This window comes from Paenibacillus alvei DSM 29, from assembly GCF_000293805.1.
Lineage (GTDB): Bacteria > Bacillota > Bacilli > Paenibacillales > Paenibacillaceae > Paenibacillus_B > Paenibacillus_B alvei.
Window position 1 is genome coordinate 1 of the sequence record NZ_AMBZ01000011.1, and the last position, 18,723, is coordinate 18,723.

The 18,723-nt window shown below is 44.2% G+C and carries 26 protein-coding genes and 1 pseudogene; 6 read left to right on the top strand and 21 right to left on the bottom strand.

Going from position 1 to position 18,723, the window contains the following annotated elements; all coding sequences use genetic code 11:
* The 3 genes from PAV_RS26720 to PAV_RS26730 all read right to left on the bottom strand — a co-directional run.
* Positions 1 to 500: BRO-N domain-containing protein (locus PAV_RS26720; protein WP_040737038.1), on the bottom strand; the 500-nt coding region annotated here is incomplete at its 3' end.
* Between the two features lie 19 nt (positions 501 to 519).
* Positions 520 to 789 (bottom strand): hypothetical protein, encoded by a 270-nt coding sequence (locus tag PAV_RS26725; RefSeq protein ID WP_005551253.1) that lies wholly within the window; start codon positions 787 to 789, stop codon positions 520 to 522.
* Positions 790 to 791: 2 nt separating this feature from the next.
* The gene (locus PAV_RS26730; RefSeq protein WP_005551254.1) at positions 792 to 1,007 is read right to left on the bottom strand and encodes a helix-turn-helix domain-containing protein; all 216 of its coding nucleotides are present in this window, start codon (positions 1,005 to 1,007) and stop codon (positions 792 to 794) included.
* A gap of 230 nt (positions 1,008 to 1,237) precedes the next feature.
* On the opposite strand from PAV_RS26730, the gene PAV_RS32785 reads away from it, so the two are divergent.
* From PAV_RS32785 to PAV_RS26745, 3 genes are all read left to right on the top strand, one after another.
* Complete coding sequence (locus PAV_RS32785) at positions 1,238 to 1,552, top strand: helix-turn-helix domain-containing protein (protein WP_005551255.1); 315 nt, start codon at positions 1,238 to 1,240, stop codon at positions 1,550 to 1,552.
* Positions 1,553 to 1,556: 4 nt separating this feature from the next.
* The gene (locus tag PAV_RS26740) at positions 1,557 to 1,871 is read left to right on the top strand and encodes an ImmA/IrrE family metallo-endopeptidase (protein ID WP_005551256.1); all 315 of its coding nucleotides are present in this window, start codon (positions 1,557 to 1,559) and stop codon (positions 1,869 to 1,871) included.
* A 391-nt stretch (positions 1,872 to 2,262) separates the two neighbouring features.
* Entirely contained in the window at positions 2,263 to 3,252 is a 990-nt protein-coding gene (locus PAV_RS26745; RefSeq protein WP_005551258.1) for a tyrosine-type recombinase/integrase, read from the top strand.
* 89 nt (positions 3,253 to 3,341) lie between these two features.
* Here PAV_RS26745 and sufB read toward each other — a convergent pair whose 3' ends face one another.
* The 8 genes from sufB to PAV_RS26780 all read right to left on the bottom strand — a co-directional run bounded on the left by sufB (position 3,342) and on the right by PAV_RS26780 (position 9,984).
* A complete protein-coding gene (gene sufB / locus PAV_RS26750) occupies positions 3,342 to 4,739 on the bottom strand; it encodes a Fe-S cluster assembly protein SufB (protein ID WP_005551259.1) in 1,398 nt (465 codons plus the stop codon).
* Between the two features lie 41 nt (positions 4,740 to 4,780).
* Positions 4,781 to 5,203, bottom strand: coding sequence for a Fe-S cluster assembly sulfur transfer protein SufU (gene sufU / locus PAV_RS26755; protein ID WP_005551261.1), 423 nt, complete (start codon positions 5,201 to 5,203; stop codon positions 4,781 to 4,783).
* On the bottom strand, positions 5,190 to 6,416 hold the full coding sequence (locus PAV_RS26760) for a cysteine desulfurase (RefSeq protein ID WP_005551262.1): 1,227 nt from the start codon (positions 6,414 to 6,416) through the stop codon (positions 5,190 to 5,192). The genes sufU and PAV_RS26760 overlap by 14 nt, the downstream gene beginning before the upstream one ends.
* The gene (gene sufD / locus PAV_RS26765; protein WP_005551264.1) at positions 6,413 to 7,486 is read right to left on the bottom strand and encodes a Fe-S cluster assembly protein SufD; all 1,074 of its coding nucleotides are present in this window, start codon (positions 7,484 to 7,486) and stop codon (positions 6,413 to 6,415) included. Before sufD ends, PAV_RS26760 begins: the two co-directional genes overlap by 4 nt.
* Positions 7,487 to 7,539: 53 nt before the next feature.
* On the bottom strand, positions 7,540 to 7,728 hold the full coding sequence (locus PAV_RS37775; RefSeq protein ID WP_005551266.1) for a hypothetical protein: 189 nt from the start codon (positions 7,726 to 7,728) through the stop codon (positions 7,540 to 7,542).
* Positions 7,729 to 7,768: 40 nt separating this feature from the next.
* Complete coding sequence (gene sufC / locus PAV_RS26770) at positions 7,769 to 8,551, bottom strand: Fe-S cluster assembly ATPase SufC (protein WP_005551268.1); 783 nt, start codon at positions 8,549 to 8,551, stop codon at positions 7,769 to 7,771.
* A gap of 348 nt (positions 8,552 to 8,899) precedes the next feature.
* Positions 8,900 to 9,343: a Dps family protein gene (locus PAV_RS26775; RefSeq protein ID WP_005551270.1), complete on the bottom strand. Its 444-nt coding sequence runs from the start codon at positions 9,341 to 9,343 to the stop codon at positions 8,900 to 8,902.
* A 338-nt stretch (positions 9,344 to 9,681) separates the two neighbouring features.
* Positions 9,682 to 9,984 (bottom strand): YunC family protein, encoded by a 303-nt coding sequence (locus PAV_RS26780; RefSeq protein ID WP_005551272.1) that lies wholly within the window; start codon positions 9,982 to 9,984, stop codon positions 9,682 to 9,684.
* Positions 9,985 to 10,162: 178 nt separating this feature from the next.
* Here PAV_RS26780 and PAV_RS26785 point away from each other — a divergent pair, with 178 nt between their 5' ends.
* Positions 10,163 to 10,780: a hypothetical protein gene (locus PAV_RS26785; protein WP_005551274.1), complete on the top strand. Its 618-nt coding sequence runs from the start codon at positions 10,163 to 10,165 to the stop codon at positions 10,778 to 10,780.
* 86 nt (positions 10,781 to 10,866) lie between these two features.
* Here the strand turns inward: PAV_RS26785 and PAV_RS36590 are convergent, their stop codons facing one another.
* From PAV_RS36590 to map, 7 genes are all read right to left on the bottom strand, one after another.
* The gene (locus PAV_RS36590) at positions 10,867 to 11,685 is read right to left on the bottom strand and encodes a putative bifunctional diguanylate cyclase/phosphodiesterase (protein ID WP_238555929.1); all 819 of its coding nucleotides are present in this window, start codon (positions 11,683 to 11,685) and stop codon (positions 10,867 to 10,869) included.
* A complete protein-coding gene (locus tag PAV_RS36595; protein ID WP_238555930.1) occupies positions 11,682 to 12,839 on the bottom strand; it encodes a GGDEF domain-containing protein in 1,158 nt (385 codons plus the stop codon). The genes PAV_RS36590 and PAV_RS36595 overlap by 4 nt, the downstream gene beginning before the upstream one ends.
* A 39-nt stretch (positions 12,840 to 12,878) precedes the next feature.
* Complete coding sequence (locus PAV_RS26795; protein WP_040737014.1) at positions 12,879 to 13,247, bottom strand: DUF423 domain-containing protein; 369 nt, start codon at positions 13,245 to 13,247, stop codon at positions 12,879 to 12,881.
* A gap of 128 nt (positions 13,248 to 13,375) precedes the next feature.
* The gene (locus PAV_RS33895; protein ID WP_326100960.1) at positions 13,376 to 13,822 is read right to left on the bottom strand and encodes a nitrous oxide-stimulated promoter family protein; all 447 of its coding nucleotides are present in this window, start codon (positions 13,820 to 13,822) and stop codon (positions 13,376 to 13,378) included.
* Between the two features lie 385 nt (positions 13,823 to 14,207).
* Positions 14,208 to 14,621 carry an ArsR/SmtB family transcription factor gene (locus PAV_RS26805; RefSeq protein WP_005551278.1) on the bottom strand — a complete coding sequence of 138 codons (414 nt, stop codon included), beginning with the start codon at positions 14,619 to 14,621 and terminating at the stop codon, positions 14,208 to 14,210.
* 1 nt (position 14,622) lies between these two features.
* A complete protein-coding gene (locus PAV_RS26810; RefSeq protein ID WP_005551279.1) occupies positions 14,623 to 15,048 on the bottom strand; it encodes an SRPBCC family protein in 426 nt (141 codons plus the stop codon).
* 261 nt (positions 15,049 to 15,309) lie between these two features.
* A complete protein-coding gene (map, locus tag PAV_RS26815) occupies positions 15,310 to 16,053 on the bottom strand; it encodes a type I methionyl aminopeptidase (protein WP_005551280.1) in 744 nt (247 codons plus the stop codon).
* A 241-nt stretch (positions 16,054 to 16,294) separates the two neighbouring features.
* On the opposite strand from map, the gene yhbH reads away from it, so the two are divergent.
* Positions 16,295 to 17,449, top strand: coding sequence for a sporulation protein YhbH (yhbH, locus tag PAV_RS26820; RefSeq protein ID WP_005551281.1), 1,155 nt, complete (start codon positions 16,295 to 16,297; stop codon positions 17,447 to 17,449).
* Positions 17,446 to 17,625, top strand: a pseudogene (locus tag PAV_RS26825) (SpoVR family protein); the annotation flags it as partial. The gene yhbH and the pseudogene PAV_RS26825, both read left to right, overlap by 4 nt.
* Positions 17,626 to 17,690: 65 nt before the next feature.
* Here PAV_RS26825 and PAV_RS26830 read toward each other — a convergent pair.
* The 3 genes from PAV_RS26830 to PAV_RS37060 form a co-directional block, all read right to left on the bottom strand.
* Positions 17,691 to 18,044: a helix-turn-helix domain-containing protein gene (locus tag PAV_RS26830; RefSeq protein WP_005551283.1), complete on the bottom strand. Its 354-nt coding sequence runs from the start codon at positions 18,042 to 18,044 to the stop codon at positions 17,691 to 17,693.
* Positions 18,045 to 18,219: 175 nt separating this feature from the next.
* A complete protein-coding gene (locus PAV_RS26835) occupies positions 18,220 to 18,585 on the bottom strand; it encodes a LytTR family DNA-binding domain-containing protein (protein WP_005551284.1) in 366 nt (121 codons plus the stop codon).
* Between the two features lie 15 nt (positions 18,586 to 18,600).
* The gene (locus PAV_RS37060; protein WP_005551285.1) at positions 18,601 to 18,723 is read right to left on the bottom strand and encodes a hypothetical protein; all 123 of its coding nucleotides are present in this window, start codon (positions 18,721 to 18,723) and stop codon (positions 18,601 to 18,603) included.

Sequence of the window (18,723 nt, forward strand, 5' to 3'; positions counted from 1 at the left end):
AAGTTGGTAAGCAAGTTGCGGTCAACCAATGCATCAAAGTAATCTGCTTTAGGCTGCATGACTGAAATCTGCTCATTTGCCTTCCGTACCGTTTCAAGTGTTGCCTTAAATATCAGCTTCGTTTGATCATCTGCATGCGGTAGATATGTGCTAATGAATAGATCCTCATTTGCTACATATCCGCCTGTCTTTCTGATGGTTGGTAAGACTTCATCAAATACCCATGATTCGAATTTCTCGGCCTCATCTAATTTGGAGCGCGACACCAGTCGATAAAGATTACCTTCAGAAATGAACTTGATCTGCTGTTCCCCGCCGTTAGTAAGGACTGAACGAAACGTGCACCCCTTTTCATTGCAATGGTCACGAACAGCTTTTTGAGGATTCGCATACCCCAACATTGTCGCGGCCTTCGTGGCACCAAACCAAGGTTGTCCATCTACTGATATCGCTTCAAGTTCACCAAATGCTGGGTGTTTGAACACTTGTAATTGGTTCATGCTGGTTTATCTCCTTTCTCTAGCTATCTGGTTGTTCCATTAACCATGTCTCTAAAAAGTCCCTAGTTTCACGAGCTGGATAATACCAGTTTCGTCCTACCCTCCGTTTTGGGAATCTCTTATCGAAAAAGAACGTTTTCTGAATTAAATTCCAACTCATTTTAGTTCTACGTTTCAATTCCGCAGTATCCCAATACACAAATTCTGCGTCTATTTCCTTTATCATTGCCGTTATTTTTTCACGACACATTCGCTTTACTTCTACTTCATCAACAGAAACGCTAATCATTCCTAGGCCACCTTTCCATAAGCTAACTCATCTAAAGAAGCATCCAGGGCAATAGAAATGCGCATCAGTGTTTCCAAACTAGGTGCATAGCGTCCGTTTTCTACATCGGAGATGTATGATCGAGACAGGTTTGTTAAAACGGATAACTTCATTTGGCTCATTTTCTTTTTCTTTCTTGCCTTTTTAATTGACAATCCCAATATTATTTTGTCTAGCATTTACGTCACCTCCTGCATATAATGTACAGTATTCACGTCATATTGTAAAAGCCCAAATTGCATTAAATTGCAGCAAATTGAAGAGAAACAACTATAATATCGTCAATTCACGTCATTTTGCTCATTTTTACTTGTATTTACGTCATTTTTGATATTGTATTCCCGACATTTCATGGATATACTAATCTTAAACGTCGGTTATACACGTCATTTAAAAGGAGAAATACAGAATGACTCTTGGAGAAAACATTAAATACTTCCGTAAAAAGAAAGGCATGACACAGTTTGATTTAGCCACAAAAACTAAATTATCACGTTCTTACATCGCTGATGTTGAGCGTGACCGATACAACCCAAGTGTCGATACTTTACAAACAATTGCATCAGCTATTGATGCTAAAGTTTATGAATTAATGGGTGAAGAAGTAAGATCAATTGACACCATTGCGGCTCATCACGAGGGAGAAGTATGGACAGCCGAAGAAATGGAAGAAATCGAACGGTTTAAGGAGTTTGTAAGATCAAAACGTAAACATCAGGAGTGACTCTATGTCATGTGAAATGCTGTTGGTCGAAGCAGATAGATGTGGTATTGATGTATATGAAAAGCTCATGAAATCTACCATCAAAGGATTGTATTGTGACAATAATATTTGGATTAATAGAAATATTGAAACTGACTACGAAAAGAAATGTGTTCTCGCCGAAGAACTCGGCCACCATCATACTACTGTTGGAGACATACTGAACCAAAATAAATTAGGTAATAGGAAACAAGAAAAGCTAGCGCGGAATGCATATAAAAAGCTGATCCCTCTTTCATCGTTCGTTGATGCTCATCTAAGAGGGATAAGTAACCGTTAGAACTAGCTGAGTTTTTATGCATTACAGAGGAGTTTCTCGATTCATCAATATCTAGATACAAAGAGAAATACGGAATGTATGCTTCTTATGGAATATATACTATTTGTTTTGAACCACTGGGAGTTTTAGAAATGTTTGAATGACTTGCAATCTCCAGCCAGCAAGGCTGTTAATATATACTTAAATACCGAACATATGTTCCGTTATAAGGAGAGTGTTCAAGGGAAATGGCTACGTACAGAAAACTACCTAGTGGTAATTGGCAAGCTAGGGTATCAAGGGATGGAGAAGAATTCAGTATTGGAACATTCAGAACAAAAAAGAAGCTGAGATTGAAGCTGGTAAAGTAGAAGAAAGGATCTACTATGGGCAGACACTGAATGACCGAAATATGTTGTTCGGTGAGGTTGCGGATGAATGGCTGAAACATAAGCGGCCTGAGGTAAAAGAATCAACATATGAGCATCTGGAGCGAACTCTTAAGCTTCATATAAAACCAGAATTTGAAAACAGAAGAATCATGAAAATCCGCCGCTTTGAAATCAAAAAATGGATTCAGGGTTATGTTGATGCTTTAGACGAAAAAGGAAAGCCTAAATACTCATTTGGATCATGCCTCAGATATTTGTCAGTCATGAAGAGTATCTTTCATTTTGCAGTGTTTGAGCTTGAGGTACTAGAAAAAAACCCTGCTGATAAACTAAGGGTTCCTGTTAAAGATTCAACTGAGAAGGACGAGGCTGTTAAATACTATTCGTTGACCGAATTGAATCAATTGCTTGATTTTATGAAAGATTATCGGCATCAGCGATTCGAAAAGTATCAGATCTACTATACTCTTATGTACTTTTTGAGTCAGTCTGGGCTTCGAATAAGCGAATCTCTTGCATTGCGCTGGACAGATATTCAAAATGGGCACTTGACTGTTGAAAGACAAACAAGCAGAGACAAAAACAACAATCTTAAATTAACAACCCTTAAGAACACTTCTTCATATCGCACAATTCGTTTGGAAGAAGATGTACTTCAAGAACTAGAAAAATTCAGACTCATACAAAGCGACCATATTCAAAGAGGACTATTTATTCAAAATAAGGACAAAATCATTTTTCAAAACTATTTAGGTAATTACTTAACTCCTTCGACGGTGCGAGATTCGATTAAAAAATACTGTGAGAAAGCTGGTGTCGAGTATAAAGGTACTCATGGATTCAGACATACTCATGCAGTATTACTGCTGGAATCTGGTGTAAGCCTTCTTTTTGTTTCTAAACGACTTGGACATAAAACAATCAAAACAACCGCAGATACTTACCTCGCTATTACAAAGAAAATTGAAGAAGACGAACTAAAAAAGTTCGCCTCCTACACAAAAAGATGAAATTTGAATCGGCACGAAATCGGCACAAGCGATATCGCCCCACTATATAATCACCTTACAACCCTTGTTGCACCAAGGGTTGTAAGTAATTAACCGATAGAGCCTTCCATTTCGAATTTGATCAATCTATTCATCTCAACCGCATATTCCATTGGCAGTTCCTTCGTGAACGGCTCGATGAAGCCCATAACGATCATTTGAGTCGCCTCATCTTCAGTTAAGCCGCGGCTCATCAGGTAGAAGAGCTGATCCTCGGATACCTTGGATACAGTAGCTTCATGCTCCAATTGAATATTGTCGTTGCGGATCTCGTTGTACGGAATTGTATCAGACGTAGATTCGTTATCCAAAATCAAAGTATCACATTTTACGTTTGATTTTGCACCGTCAGAATCACGACCGAACGATGTCAAGCCGCGATACGAAACCTTACCGCCATGCTTGGAGATCGATTTGGAAATAATGGTCGACGTTGTATCTGGAGCCAGGTGAATCATCTTCGCACCAGCATCCTGATGCTGACCTTTACCTGCTACCGCAATTGACAGTACAGAGCCTTTTGCTCCGCGGCCTTTCAATACGACTGCTGGATATTTCATAGTCAGCTTGGAACCGATGTTGCCGTCAACCCACTCCATGTTCGCATTCTCTTCCGCAACAGCACGCTTCGTAACCAGGTTGTAAATGTTCGGCGCCCAGTTTTGGATTGTTGTATAACGAACACGCGCATTTTTCTTCACGATAATCTCAACGACCGCACTATGAAGGGAGTTCGTGCTGTAGATAGGCGCTGTACAACCTTCAACATAATGTACGAAGCTGTCCTCATCTGCGATGATGAGCGTACGCTCGAACTGACCCATATTCTCGGAGTTGATACGGAAATATGCTTGAAGCGGAATTTCACACTTCACGCCTTTTGGCACGTAGATAAAGCTTCCGCCCGACCATACTGCACTGTTCAATGCAGCGAACTTGTTGTCCGCCGGAGGAACGACAGATGCGAAGTGCTCGCGGAAGATCTCCGGATGCTCACGAAGTGCAGTGTCCGTATCCATAAAGATAACGCCTTGCTCTTCGAGATCCTTCTGCATGCTGTGATAAACAACCTCAGATTCGTACTGAGCCGATACACCAGCAAGGAACTTTTGTTCCGCTTCTGGAATGCCGAGCTTATCGAATGTTTCCTTGATCTCAGTCGGAACTTCTTCCCATGTCTTACCTTGCTTCTCAGAAGGACGCACATAATATTGAATGTCGTTGAAGTCCAACTCATCCAAATCGCCGCCCCAACGAGGCATTGCCATTTTGTTAAATTGCTCAAGCGACTTCAAGCGGAATTCCAGCATCCAGTCAGGCTCGCCCTTAATACGGGAGATCTCAGTAACGATCTCCGGCGTCAGCCCTTTACCGGATTGGAAGACTGCTTGGTGATTATCGCGAAAGCCATATTTATACTCTTCCATTTCAGGCATCTTTTTCGCCATAGTTGTTGTACCTCCTCTGTGCGAACGTCGCACTTGATCGCCTATTCAGGCTTATCGATCCCTTTGCGAAGCGCGTTCCAAGCCAATGTCGCACATTTAATGCGGGCTGGGAACTTGTTTACACCAGATAGAGCCTCGATATCTTCATATTCATCAAACGTAGCGTTCTCGCCTTTTACCAAGGCAGAGAAGCGCTCAGCCAATTCATGTGCTTGCTCCAACGTTTTACCTTTGACCGCTTCCGTCATCATTGATGCACTAGACATGCTTATCGAGCAGCCTTCGCCTGTGAATTTGGCATCCTCAACAATGCCATCGTTCAACTTAAGCTGCAGAGATATGCGATCACCACAAGTCGGATTGTTCAGGTCAACGGTAACCGTGTCGTCCTCGAACGTGCCGCGGTTGCGCGGCTTTTTGTAGTGATCCATGATGACTCGGCGATACAGATCATCCAATTGCATCGCTGAAATACTCCTTCGTTTCCCGCAAGGCTTCCGCCAACCGGTCAATGTCTGCTTCCGTGTTGTACAAATAGAAACTTGCGCGTGCCGACGCACTTACCTTGAGCCAACGCATCAGCGGCTGGCAGCAGTGATGTCCGGCACGTACGGCAATCCCCTTCGCATCCAGAACGGTAGCTACATCATGCGGATGGATATCATCCAAATTGAATGTAACGAGCCCGATCCGCTCGCGGCGAGGGCCATAGATCGAGAGTCCATCAATCTCAGACAAACGCTCGACCGCATAGGCGCCAAGCTGCATCTCATGTTTATGAATGTTGTCCAGCCCTATTTCGTTTAGGAAATCAATCGCAGCGCCTAGTCCGACAGCACCTGCTATGATCGGTGTTCCCGCTTCAAATCGGGCAGGAACATCTTTCCACGTTGATTCATACAAATCAACGAAGTCAATCATTTCGCCGCCGAACTCGATTGGTTCCATTTTCTCGAGCAGTGCCATCTTCCCATATAATGCCCCGATTCCAGTTGGTCCGCACATTTTGTGCCCTGACAATGCATAGAAGTCGCAATCCAGCTCCTGAACATCGATCCGCATATGCGGCGTACTTTGCGCGCCATCTACCACGATAACTGCCCCATAGCGATGTGCGATCTCCGCAATTTGTTTGACTGGATTTACGATTCCGAGCACATTGGATGCATACGCAATCGATACAATCTTCGTTCGAGCCGTAATCGTCTGCTCCACATCTGCAAGCAAAAGCGTGCCATCTTCCTGCATCGGGATATATTTCAACGTAGCCCCTGTCGCTTTCGCGACCTGCTGCCACGGAATCAGATTGCTGTGGTGTTCCATTTGTGTGATGACAATTTCATCACCCTCGCCGCATACACTGCGTCCATAGGAAGATGCAACAAGATTAAGCGCACTTGTCGTACCGCGAGTGAATACAATCTCTTCCGTACGATTCGCGTTGATGAACCGGGCAACTTTCTCCCGCGCACCTTCGTAAGCGTCTGTCGCTCGGGAACCGAGCGTATGGACGCCGCGGTGTACGTTGGAATTGTCCTTTTCATAATACGCTTGTATCGCATCAATTACGGATCTCGGCTTCTGTGAGGTTGCCGCACTGTCTAAATACACCAACGGATGACCATTAACATCCTGATTTAAAATCGGGAATTGCTCACGAAGCTCGCGTCCAATCATTGTCCCAGCTTCCTTTCGATGTAACGCTTCAGCAATTGCTGCAAATGCTCTCCTGGCAGTTCAGCTACAACTGGTGCCAAGAATCCGCGGATAATCAAGTTCTCCGCCTCTTCACGAGCAATACCGCGCGACATCATGTAATAAACCTGTTCTTGGTTCACTTGACCAGCAGAAGCAGCATGACCCGCTGTTACATCGTCCTCATCAATAAGCAAAATTGGATTCGCATCACCACGCGCTTTCGGGCTCAGCATAAGTACGCGCTCTGTTTGCTCACCATTTGCTTTGGTTGCTCCCTTTTCAATCTTCGTAATTCCGTTGATGATTGCGGAAGCATTTTCGCGCATAACTGCGCGTGTAATCATTTGGCTGTCAGAGCTCTTACCGAAGTGAACAGCTTTCGTCGTAATGTTCAGCTTTTGATCGCCATTTCCTACGCATATTACTTTTGTATCGGATGTAGAACCGTTGCCTACGAGAATGGAGTTCGTTTCAGACGCTGCATAGCCGTTGTGCATTTCGCCTACAACCCACTCAATGCGGCCGTCATTTTCAACTACTGCGCGACGAATCGTAATATCCGTTGCTTTCTCATCCAAATGATGTACAGATGCGTAAGTTACCTTCGCTCCGGATTTCACGAACACTTCAACAACACCATTATGAACATAAGCATCAGTAGAAGCACCAGATACGTAGTAGTCTACATAGTTTACACGGCTGTTCACATCCGCAACAATCAATACATGCGGTGCGAATGTAGCCTTTGCATTATCTGTATAGAACAATGCTTGAAGCGGAATATCTACTTCTACGTTTTTCGGCACGTATAAGAATACGCCGCCATTCCATACTGCGGCATGCAAAGCTGCCAACTGATGCTCGTCAGCCTTCAGCGCTTGCATCAAATGCGGCTTCACCAGCTCTTCATGCTCACGAGCCGCCGTTTCCAAGTCTGTAAAGATAACGCCCTTCGCTGCCAGTTCTGCTTGCAATTGACGATATACTACCCCGGAATTGTGCTGAACCAGTACGTTGTCTACCTGTGCGGAAGACTCATCCCCAGTCAATATAGTACGAACTTCTCTCGGAATATCAGCAAAAGCAGAAACTTGTTGGCTGTCTACATACTCACCATATGCTTGAAGATCCCAGCGTTCAATTTTTGTTTTTCAAATATCGGATAATCCAGTGCCGCTGCTTGATCCAACGCTTGCAATCGCAATTCAGCAAGCCATGCAGGCTCACTCTTGCGGCTCGAAAGCGCAGCGACCGCTTCACGGCTCACTGGCAATGTCGTATTCGTGCTCATCGGTCTATCGCTCCTCCTGTCAATCGTTTGCTAGAATGAATTACTCGCCTTGTCCAACTGTTTCGTCTGTAATGCCGAGTTCTTCCTTCACCCAGTCGTAACCTTCGGCCTCAAGGCGCTCAGCCAGTTCAGGACCGCCGGATTTCACGATACGACCTTGCATCATAACGTGTACGAAGTCAGGCTTCACATAGTTCAGCAAACGTTGATAGTGCGTAATAACCAAGAATCCGCGATCTTCGCTGCGCATAGCATTTACACCATTTGCAACGATTTTCAATGCGTCGATATCCAAACCGGAGTCGATTTCGTCCAAGACTACGATTTTCGGTTCCAGCATCATCATTTGCAAGATTTCGTTACGCTTCTTCTCCCCGCCGGAGAAGCCTTCGTTCAGGTAGCGATGAGCGAATTCTTCATTCATCTCCAGTTCTTTCATCTTGCCTTCCATTTGACGAATGAACTTGATCAAGGAGATTTCGTTGCCTTCACCGCGGCGAGCATTGATTGCGCTGCGCAAGAAGTCGGAGTTCGTTACACCTGCGATTTCGCTTGGGTATTGCATCGCAAGGAACAGACCCGCACGAGCGCGCTCGTCAACTTCCATCTCAAGCAAATCTTCTCCGTTAATTGTAGCAGAACCTTCTGTTACTTCATATTTAGGATGGCCCATCAAAGCAGAAGCGAGTGTACTTTTACCAGTTCCGTTAGGACCCATGATAGCATGTACCTCGCCACCCTTCATTTCCAGATTGATTCCTTTCAGAATCTCTTTACCTTCAATGGTCGCCTTTAAACCATTAATGACGAATTGAGTTGACATTGTGTTGTAACCTCCAGATTGATGGATTTGTAGAAAAGATGTATACTGAAAGAACAATAAATCTTTATCCACGCTATAAGATTTATCACATTGTAATCATTATAAAATGATTATCATTGATTCTCAATATAATTTTAAAACAATCATTTGTATAAATCAACCAGCGCCCCACCCATGCTGCCTCTATCTTTCGCCAAATAACTCCTTTATTCGTTACAAAAGCGCGCAATCTGCTAGAGTCACATCGCCTGCCAATTTTATATATAATTTCAGTAAAAAGCGCACCCTTCTCAGGATGCGCTTATATGTTTCTCATCAAGGTTAGTCATTTATATTATGCAGCCTTGCTTACCCAAGAAGTGCATTCAACATCCATACATGCTTTTCAAGATCGGATTGAATGCCGATGAATAAATCATTTGTAGGCTCGTCCCCAGCAGCTTGCGCCGCTTCTTGAGCTACGCCGCATTCTGCAATCAATTGATTGAAGTCTTTAATAAGCTGCTTTACCATTTCTTCTCCTGTTTCATTGCCTGTCGCTTCTTGCAGTGTTGTATGCTCTAAATATTGCTTCACTGTTGCGTATGGTCTGCCTCCAATTGTAAGCAAGCGCTCAGCTACATCATCCATCTTCGCTGTAATTTCATTATAGAATTCTTCGAATTTCTCATGCAGGGTGAAGAACAATGGACCTTTTACATACCAGTGGTAGTTATGAAGCTTCACATACAATACATTCAAGTTTGCCACTTGTTGATTCAACAGAGATTGAAGTTTTTCGTTATTTGCCATAATCGATACGCCTCCTAATTGATATCAATTTCTTATTGATAATAATTCTAAAGTAATATTAACTATTTTTCAAGACTTTCTTACACAAAACTGTTTGGTAATATTTTCTGGTGAAACTTGTATCTTTTCCTTACCAACGGATACTGCTCGGCTACTATATATGTACCCGTGTCCACGTGAAATGAATCATCGCAACACGGCGTCCCATAAGGACTTGAGGCCATTAGTGTAACGCAAGCTCTTCCAATCAGCTATGACACTTCATACACGCAAAATTGAAAATTCTCCAATATTATGTGTCCCTAGCGCATAGATCATACCCTTGTTTTAGATGTAGATTAGAACATCAGTTGCAGCGCATCGCGGCCTTTCATGCCTACAAATATGCCCAAATTTCCCGCTTCATGGGTAATGGATTCAAGCGGAGCTTCGAGCAGTTGCTCCAGTGTTCGCACACCAACGGCGCGCCCTGCAATAATCCCTCGATCTTGCAGCTTCGTATTCAACAACTCTACATCAAGCGCCCCGCACATGATGTACCCCTTATCTGTAGAGATAGACAATAGTGTCGTTTTGGGCAACAATACTTCTACGCCCAACACGGTTTGTTCGCCAATATGCATGGGTATTAACCGTATCACTCCAAATGCCTCCTTCTTGTCATAACAGGATGGTATCATCTTATGCATTTACCGTATTTTTGGAACGAATGAGTCGAGAATCAATATTTAGTACTAATGAACTATATTTGTCGGAATTTCTCCCGTATTATAATGTAATCATCTAGGCAAAATGTCCAGGTTGGAGGAATTACAGATCATGCTTTATCCTACTTCATCTCAACGATCCGTCTTCAAGTTCAATGTAGACATCCTTGTACAAGGCGAATCCAACGTGGCTGCGCTAGAAGCTTTGCTGCAACTGCTGCAGCAGCACCCTGACATTCTGGATGCTCGTGTCCAATCTGGGAGTGAGCTCGGTTCTTTGTTGGAGCTTGCCGAAGCTATGCAGCAGCATAATATGAAGCAATCACCGTTTGACAAGCTGACTCAGACGCATGCAGCTCAGGCCAGTTCCACGACTGTTGATACTCGGATGGACAGCCCCGCAGCTCGGACTCATAGCAAGAAAAATGCAACAGGCTCCGGGTCCACAGCGGACAAAGCATTACAAAACGCAGCCAATGAACCTAAACAGACTAACAAGCAACAAGCCGATGATGCCCGCCTGCAGGATGTTGAAAAGCAGCTTCGGAACTACATCGATCAGAATTGCTTACTGCGCTTGCGCATTAACAAAGGAAAAGGCATAACGATGAGTCTCCCCTGCCGAATCCTCAATTATGACGCCTCGAATCAGCTGCTGAACGTATACCATGTCGATGAAAAGCAGGTATACGCTTTTAATCTGAATGAAATAGAAGACATGCAGCCCTAATTCTATAGCTCATGAATGCACAACAGCCGCAATGAAGTCAGATCAGTCGACTCCCATTGCGGCTGTTGCATTTCTCGTTGATTCACTTATGTATTCAGCATTGTACTGTTCCCAGCATGCTGCGAATGTTTGCGGAATAGCGATTCAAAGCTACTTCGCGGCAATGGAGGACTGAAATAATAGCCCTGTATATTGTCGCAGTTGTTATTTTGTAAAAATACCAGCTGTTCCTTCGTCTCTACTCCCTCAGCAATCACTTGCATGTTCATATTGTGCCCTAAGGCAATAATTGCGGATACAATTGCAGCGTCATTCGGATCCTGCTGCAAATCACGGACGAAGGATCGATCAATTTTCAAACGATGAATCGGGAAATTTTTCAAATAGTGAAGAGAACTATAACCCGTCCCGAAATCATCAATACTGATTGCCACACCCATATCCTTCAATTTGCGCAATGTTTGAGATGCACGAGACACTTCCATTGTCATGCTTTCTGTAATTTCCAAATCTAAATATTGCGGCTCCAAACCGGTGCGCCGCAGTACATCCTGAACCGTCTCCGTTAAGTTGTTCATTTCAAATTGTCTAACCGACAGATTGACGGATACTGGAATACGTTCAAGCCCTTTGTCCTGCCACTTCTTATTTTGTCTGCAGGCTTCTTCCATGATCCAAGTTCCTAGTGATACGATGAAGCCGTTCTCCTCGGCCAAGGGAATAAATTCCCCCGGAGGAATAAGCCCACGCTCAGGATGGTTCCAGCGTACAAGAGCTTCCATCCCTACAATGCGGCAAGTAGACATATCTACCTGCGGCTGGTAATAGAGCTCGAATTCGCCTCTTGTGAGTGCCTTGCGCATGTCATGCTCTAATGTAATGCGCTCAAGCGGACGATCGTTCATGCCTGGAACGAAAAAAGGTATCCGTTCTTCCCCAGTTCCTTTACCCGGGACAAGGCATAATCCGCTTGCTGAACGGCAAGACCTGCATCATGAATGCGCATATCTTCATGGATAAGCTTCACGCCAATGCTCATCGTAACGTGAACGGGGATATCGTTCAATTCGAACGGCTCCTCCAACACCGATAATAGTAGACGAATACGTTCAGTTACTTCGTCCTCTGAGCCTGCATTCGTCATGAAGCAGATGAATTCATCGCCCTCCATCCGGGCAATGACGTCGTTTTCTGTCATCGACCTGAGCAATCTATCCGCAATTTGCATAAGAAGCATATCGCCGAAGTCCGTGCCAAAAGTATCGTTAATGCGCTTAAACCTATCAAGATCCATGTATAGCACTGCAACGGAAAATGAGGCATAAGCGGCCATTTCAAGTGCTTCCTCCAACCGCTGCATGAACATGCGCCGATTCGGTAAACCTGTCATATCATCATAATAAGCCATGTAACGAATGCGTTCTTCCATATATCGATTCGGACTTGGATCTCGAAGGCTTACTGAAAAGATCACATCCTGCTCGGAGTAATGTGACAATAAAGGCAGCTGGGCCATTTGAATGACCCAGTCCTGAGGAAATCCATCCTTAGAACAACTAACAACTTCCAGTTCCACTTCTTGCCCGCTCATCGCCTGAGGCATTGCCCGAAGGAGCTTCGTACAATCCCGTTCCTCCATCCATTGACTAATCGAGCGGGGTGGCACATCAAATCCAGTCACCTCTTGAAAGGAAGGGTTCATCCCCTCAACCTCTCCATTTTGGCGAACAAATAGCATCGGAACAGGCAGATGATCGTAATAAGACTTCCAAGTTGGCTGCTCGGAGGAATCCGGCGCAATCTTTGCATCTGAAGGATGATGTGCCTGTTTGAGCCCCTGGTCGTAAGAAGATTTAAGCTTCGCAGCTGCAGCATATCCAAGCATCGCTGTTAATAGTACAAGCATCCACAATCGCGCCGTTCCTTCCAGCTGAAGCAAAGCCAACCCTGTACATACGATTGCCGTAATTAAAGAGACAGCCATTACAATTAAAGCACATCGAATTGAGCGATCCCGCTTCTGCAATTGCCGTTCATTCTGTACCTTACGGTCACTCACTAAGTATCTTCCTTCCAGCGTTGAAGTCAATACGAACGATCATCGACGTGCAGCAAGAGCAAGCATCAACCAACCAGCGATGAATGCAACTCCTCCAATCGGTGTAATCGCTCCTAGCACTTTGATCCCCGTAAAGCAAAGCAGATACAAGCTGCCAGAGAACACAATGATACCGATAAATATCAGCCTTGCTGACCATGCAGCCTTTTTCTGATCAGCCAGTTTATCTGCCAATATTGCAATAAAAAGCAATCCAAGCGCGTGCGCCATATGGTATTGAACAGCTGTCTCGAAAGTCGCCATCCGCTCCGGCGTCAGCAGCCCCTTCATGACATGCGCCCCAAATGCCCCAAGAGCGACAGATAAAAGCATATTTATACTTCCTATAATTGTATAGCGTCGCAACATGATGTTCGCCCCTTCATGCCACATTTCGGCAATTTTTAACTATATTAGATACGTTACTATATTATCTGAATTACTGTGGTTTTTCCACTAACAATTCAAGTGGGACAAGGCGTTCTCAGCCTGTGGTTTTATTTTCCTCTTTTAGATGGGCGGAAATGATCCCATGCATGCCGGAGAGCAACAATCGGATGTTTATACAGCATTTTGGGTCCTACTTCACGCATGACACGCTGAATGGCGTCACGCTTATCTGGCTTGTAGCAATGCACGGTACAACGCTCACAAGTCGTCTTGCTCTCACCGAATCGGCAATGAGTAAGTCGCTTCCATGCATAGGCGAGCAATTCATTGCAGTTGGGGCATAAACTGCAATGCCCATGATCTCCATTTTCATAATGAGACATTTCTGATAAATGATGATTACGACAATATATGCGAATCATCAATAGAACAGTCCGCTTTTCTCTCCGTATTCTCGGCCCTTCGGTGCTATCGTGCGCTGTATGCGGCACTGGAGGCAGGGGCATGCTTTCCTGTGGTTGGTGATGTTTTGTCATTTTGATCGACCTCAACATTTCGCTTCATTATATATATGAGGTAATCATATCGATTTGGAGGAACACATCATATGACATTGATAACATAGGTATGGACAAGGGTTGTCCATACGGCAATTCCTCGATCCATCGTGATCTACAGATGCGCTGTCGGCAAAATTCACATGTACGTCCTCTTCAGAACTATTTACTTATTTATCGGTTGTTTTTCAATTTTTGTTAGATCATTTTAGTCAGTTTGGCAAGGTGAGAAAGAAGGTGGACATCATATAGACATTCCCGTTCAATATAAAAAAATCCGCAACGCCCTGCTTATAGCAGATTGCTGCGGATTGGCGGATTGCGAAGTTGTACTTACTTGTACTGACTGGTCGAAACTTTTAGTAAACAGCTACATCACGGTTTATTTCTCGCTGTCACTGCGATTGTTACTGTTACTATTGCTGTTATTAATCAGTTCCTGCAAGCCGGCACTCTCCTCAGTCCGTTCCGAATTCCCTATACTCTCTACATAATGCTGAAGCATGGACAGCTTATTATCCCAATAACGGTCATAATAGGCCAGCCATCGCTTCAATTCCAACAGCGGATCCGGATCGAGCCGGTATCTGACCTCTCTGCCGATCTTTCGATCCTTCACAAGTCCCGCTTCTGCAAGAATTCGCAAGTGCTTGGACACTGCAGTTCGAGTCATGGGGAAATGCCCGCTTATGACTGTAACTGGAAGCTCGTTATCTGCGAGCAGTTCCAGCAGCTTGCGCCTTGTAGGGTCTGCTATCGCCTGAAAGACATCATGCTTCGGTGCAGATGCTCCCATGTTACGCCTCAATGTAGGACCGCAGCTTCTGAACCAGACCGTCCCATCCATTGTTCATGCGCTCGCGTACGATCGCATGCGATTCGCCAAACTCTGTAACTGCCTCTGGACTCCACCCAGAGTGAATTAAGGTAAATTCCGTTGCCCCGTTCATTTCGGCCAAGGCAAACGTCAGCGTCCAGTCTTTGCCCCAACGGAATGACAAACGATTTGGCGGGTCTAGCTCTGTCACCTTGCATGGTGAATTCCCGAACGGCCCTGCATTCAAATGAAATTCATAACCTAGCTCAGGCCGAAAATCATTTGGCATAAACCAGGCAGCTATTCCTTCCGATGTGGCTACTGCGTCCCACACCTTCTGGATCGGTGCGTTCAATGTAATCGTTTTGCGGATATCTTGTAGAGATTGAGATGCTTGATTTGTCATGGATGTCAGTCCTCCAGTTCATCATTGTATTGTCAGCATGTACCAACGATAAGTACATTATTACGGAACCAAATGGTTTCGTATTGGTGTTATGATTATAGGATACCAAATGGTTTCATGTCAAACCTAGCATTCTCTCCCACTTTTATAAATGTAGATTTTTCGTTACTCTGCAAGCTTTAAGGAAGCTAAGCTGAATCGACCCAGAGCTGCTTCTATACATGAAGCAAGTCTGGATCGTTCGAAGTCTCGTGCGAAGCGCTATGCAACCGTGACAATAATAGGCTTTTGCTTCGTAATAATAATCGTATGCTCGAATTGTGCGGCAATACTTCCATCCGGTGTGCATAATGTCCAGCCGTCAGCCTGCTGTACTGCATAATCCGCACCTGTTGATAAAAATGGCTCAATCGTAATGACCATGCCTTCCTTCAAGATCCTCGTATCAAGTCGATTATAGATCGGAAGAATGCTTGGCTCTTCATGCACCGCTCTGCCTACGCCATGACTGCACAAATTTTGAATGACCGTATATCCTCCTTGTTCAGCAGCCTTCTCAAACATTTTCCCAATTGTGTTTATTTTCACCCCGTGTTTCAATGAAGAAATGACCTTCATCATCGTTTCTTGCGTATATCGGCACAATGCAGTAATTTTCGTATCTAGAGGCGCAAGTTGAAACGATTGTCCCGAATCGGCCACAAATCCATTCTTCTTCGCGCATACATCCACGTTCACTAAATCCCCAGGTTTTAGAACCCGCTTGCCAGGTATTCCATGCGCAACCTCTGTATTTACACTGATGCACGAATGTCCGGGAAAGTTATAATCTTTCATTGGTGCAGACACTGCCCCATGGCGGGCCAGAATTTCACCGCCGATTTCATCCAACTCCTTGGTCGTCATCCCTGGTCTTGCACTTTTCTTCATTTCTTGTATAGTCAACGCTACAATTTTGCCGATTTCCTTCAATCCTTGTACTTCTTCTTCTGAACCAACAGTCATCCTATGTCCCTCCTTTTCTTCATTTACATCTTACTCTGAAATAGGTTGTCAAGTACCTTGTATTGTATCACAACCTGTTCGACTACCTCATTTGTAAATATCGTACGCATACGACACTCTGCATGCTGAGATCGCGCTGCTGGCACAGCACTCGTTTCATTATCCCGGCAACCCGTGAATATATTGATCATAACTAGCAGCACAGGCATTAGTTAATACGTCCAACAGGAGGTGTCAGCCATTGAATGAACGGACGTTCATTGTGTCCCGCGAGGACTGGTCGCTCCATCGCAAAGGCTATCAAGATCAAGCGCGCCATCAACAGAGGGTGCGTGAAGCGATAAAGCAAAACCTGCCCGATCTTGTTACCGAAGAGAACATTATCATGTCCGATGGCAAGCAAATCATTAAAGTTCCTATTCGCAGTCTGGACGAATTCCGATTCGTCTATAACTTCAACAAGAAGAAGCATGTCGGTCAGGGAGACGGTGACAGTGAGGTTGGAGATGTGCTCGGCACGGACAGTTCATCTCAAGGGCAAGGAAAGGGAAAGCAGGCTGGCGATCAGGCCGGTGCGGATGTTATTGAGGCTGAGATCAGTATCGAAGACTTGGAAACCATGCTGTTCGACGAATTGGAGCTGCCTAATCTTCAGCAGAAAGACAAAGAACAGGTCGAGGTTACCGATATTCGATTCAATGACATCCGTAAGAAGGGCATTATGTCCAACATAGACAAGAAGCGTACGATTTTAGAAAATTTGCGGCGCAATGCCCTAACCGGCAAGCCTGGCATTCACCACATCAGCCCTGACGACCTGCGCTACAAGACGTGGGAGGAAATCATTAAGCCGCAATCGAGTGCCGTCATTATTGCGATGATGGACACCTCTGGTTCCATGGGCAGCTTCGAAAAGTATTGTGCGCGCAGCTTCTTCTTCTGGATGACGCGCTTCTTGCGCAAGCAGTATGAGAAGGTCGAATTGGTATTCATTGCCCACCATACCGAAGCCAAGGAAGTAACCGAAGAGGAGTTCTTCACACGTGGCGAGAGCGGCGGCACGATCTGCTCATCCGCTTATGTGAAGGCGCTGGAGATCATCGATTCACGTTTTCCGCCTGCCAGCTACAATATTTATCCATTCCATTTCTCTGACGGTGACAACCTAACGAGCGATAACGAGCGCTGTGTGAAGCTGATCGGCCAAATCCTAAAGAGAGCCAACATGTTCGGCTACGGCGAAGTAAATCAATACAACCGCAGCAGCACCCTCATGTCTGCCTACCGCAATATTCAACTGCCCCATTTTATGCACTATGTCATTAAGGAAAAGGGAGAGGTGTACCGGGCGCTGAAGCACTTTTTTAAAAAACAGCCGGGAGGGAGCCGTACATGAGTGCAAATAACATGCAGGAATTAGAGTATGCCATCGACGAAATTACCGAAATCGCCGAGGGCTTCGGACTCGATTTCTATCCGATGCGCTATGAAATTTGCCCGGCCGAAATCGTTTATACATTTGGGGCTTACGGCATGCCTACCCGGTTTAGTCACTGGAGTTTTGGTAAGAAGAAGTATAATATATATGAAAACATAATAACTTAAGAAAAAGCCCGTTAAATAGGGCTTTTTCTATTTCAAAGCGTTGAATTTCGTAACCGGATATGATCAGGTGAAATACAATAACAATTACAAAGCTTAAGGATCACATCCATATAAATTTCACTACAATCCTGTTCAATATTTTCGATTACAGCTTTGTTGATTCCAGTTTTTTCAGAAACCTCATCCGTTGTTAACGCACAGTTTTCTCGTACATCTTTAAACGTAAGTTGCGAGGAACCAATTTTCATGTATGTATTCATGATACTTTCAATCTCGATCAACCCTTCAGCGACCAACGGATCTCTATACCTTACCTCATCACAAAAGATCCTAAACATTAATTGAAAGTCATTTGCTTGATTAACCTGTTGTGTATCTAATACCATCTGAGTCATCTCCCTTATGTTTAATGTATTAGAATCGTTGTTTATTACTCTAGCATTCTTGTTGGATATTTTTTGTCGGATTAAGTCGAACAAAAAGGCCAGATTAACTTAGTTGATCTGGCCTTGACTTACAATTATTTTCATGGTATTAGAAATGAAAAAAGAGCCTTTTTCACTAAAGGCTCTTTGTCATTAAATGTCGAATGTGTTTTTTCTTATCACGAGAGATGTATGCTGGAATAGGGTAGTCTTTAAAATACGCAACCGCCCCCCTGCCATCGGGTCTCGCATATTCAATGTTGTTAATATTCGCAAAGTTACTTGAGTCTAAAAGTTTGATACATTCATATTTTGAGAACGCTTCATAATGTTCGCCTAAAGTTCTTAGTATCGTGAATGTACCCTTTCGCGTGTGAAAAAGCGGCAAAACATAATTGGGTTTCGGTTGAAATGTCTCAGCAAAGTAAAGGTCATCAATAGTAAATGTATCGAAATCGCCTATTGGTTTCCCATTCTCGACTTTAATCCCTAGTAGTTCCATATCAACACCTTATCATCATTTCTTGCGCAACTCTGTAGGCACGGGAAGAGAACCTAGAAATACCTTTGCCTTCTTTGAAAAGCTATTTGCTGCAACGGAAAGAACATTAGATGCTGCCTTAACCAATTGTTTTTTCAT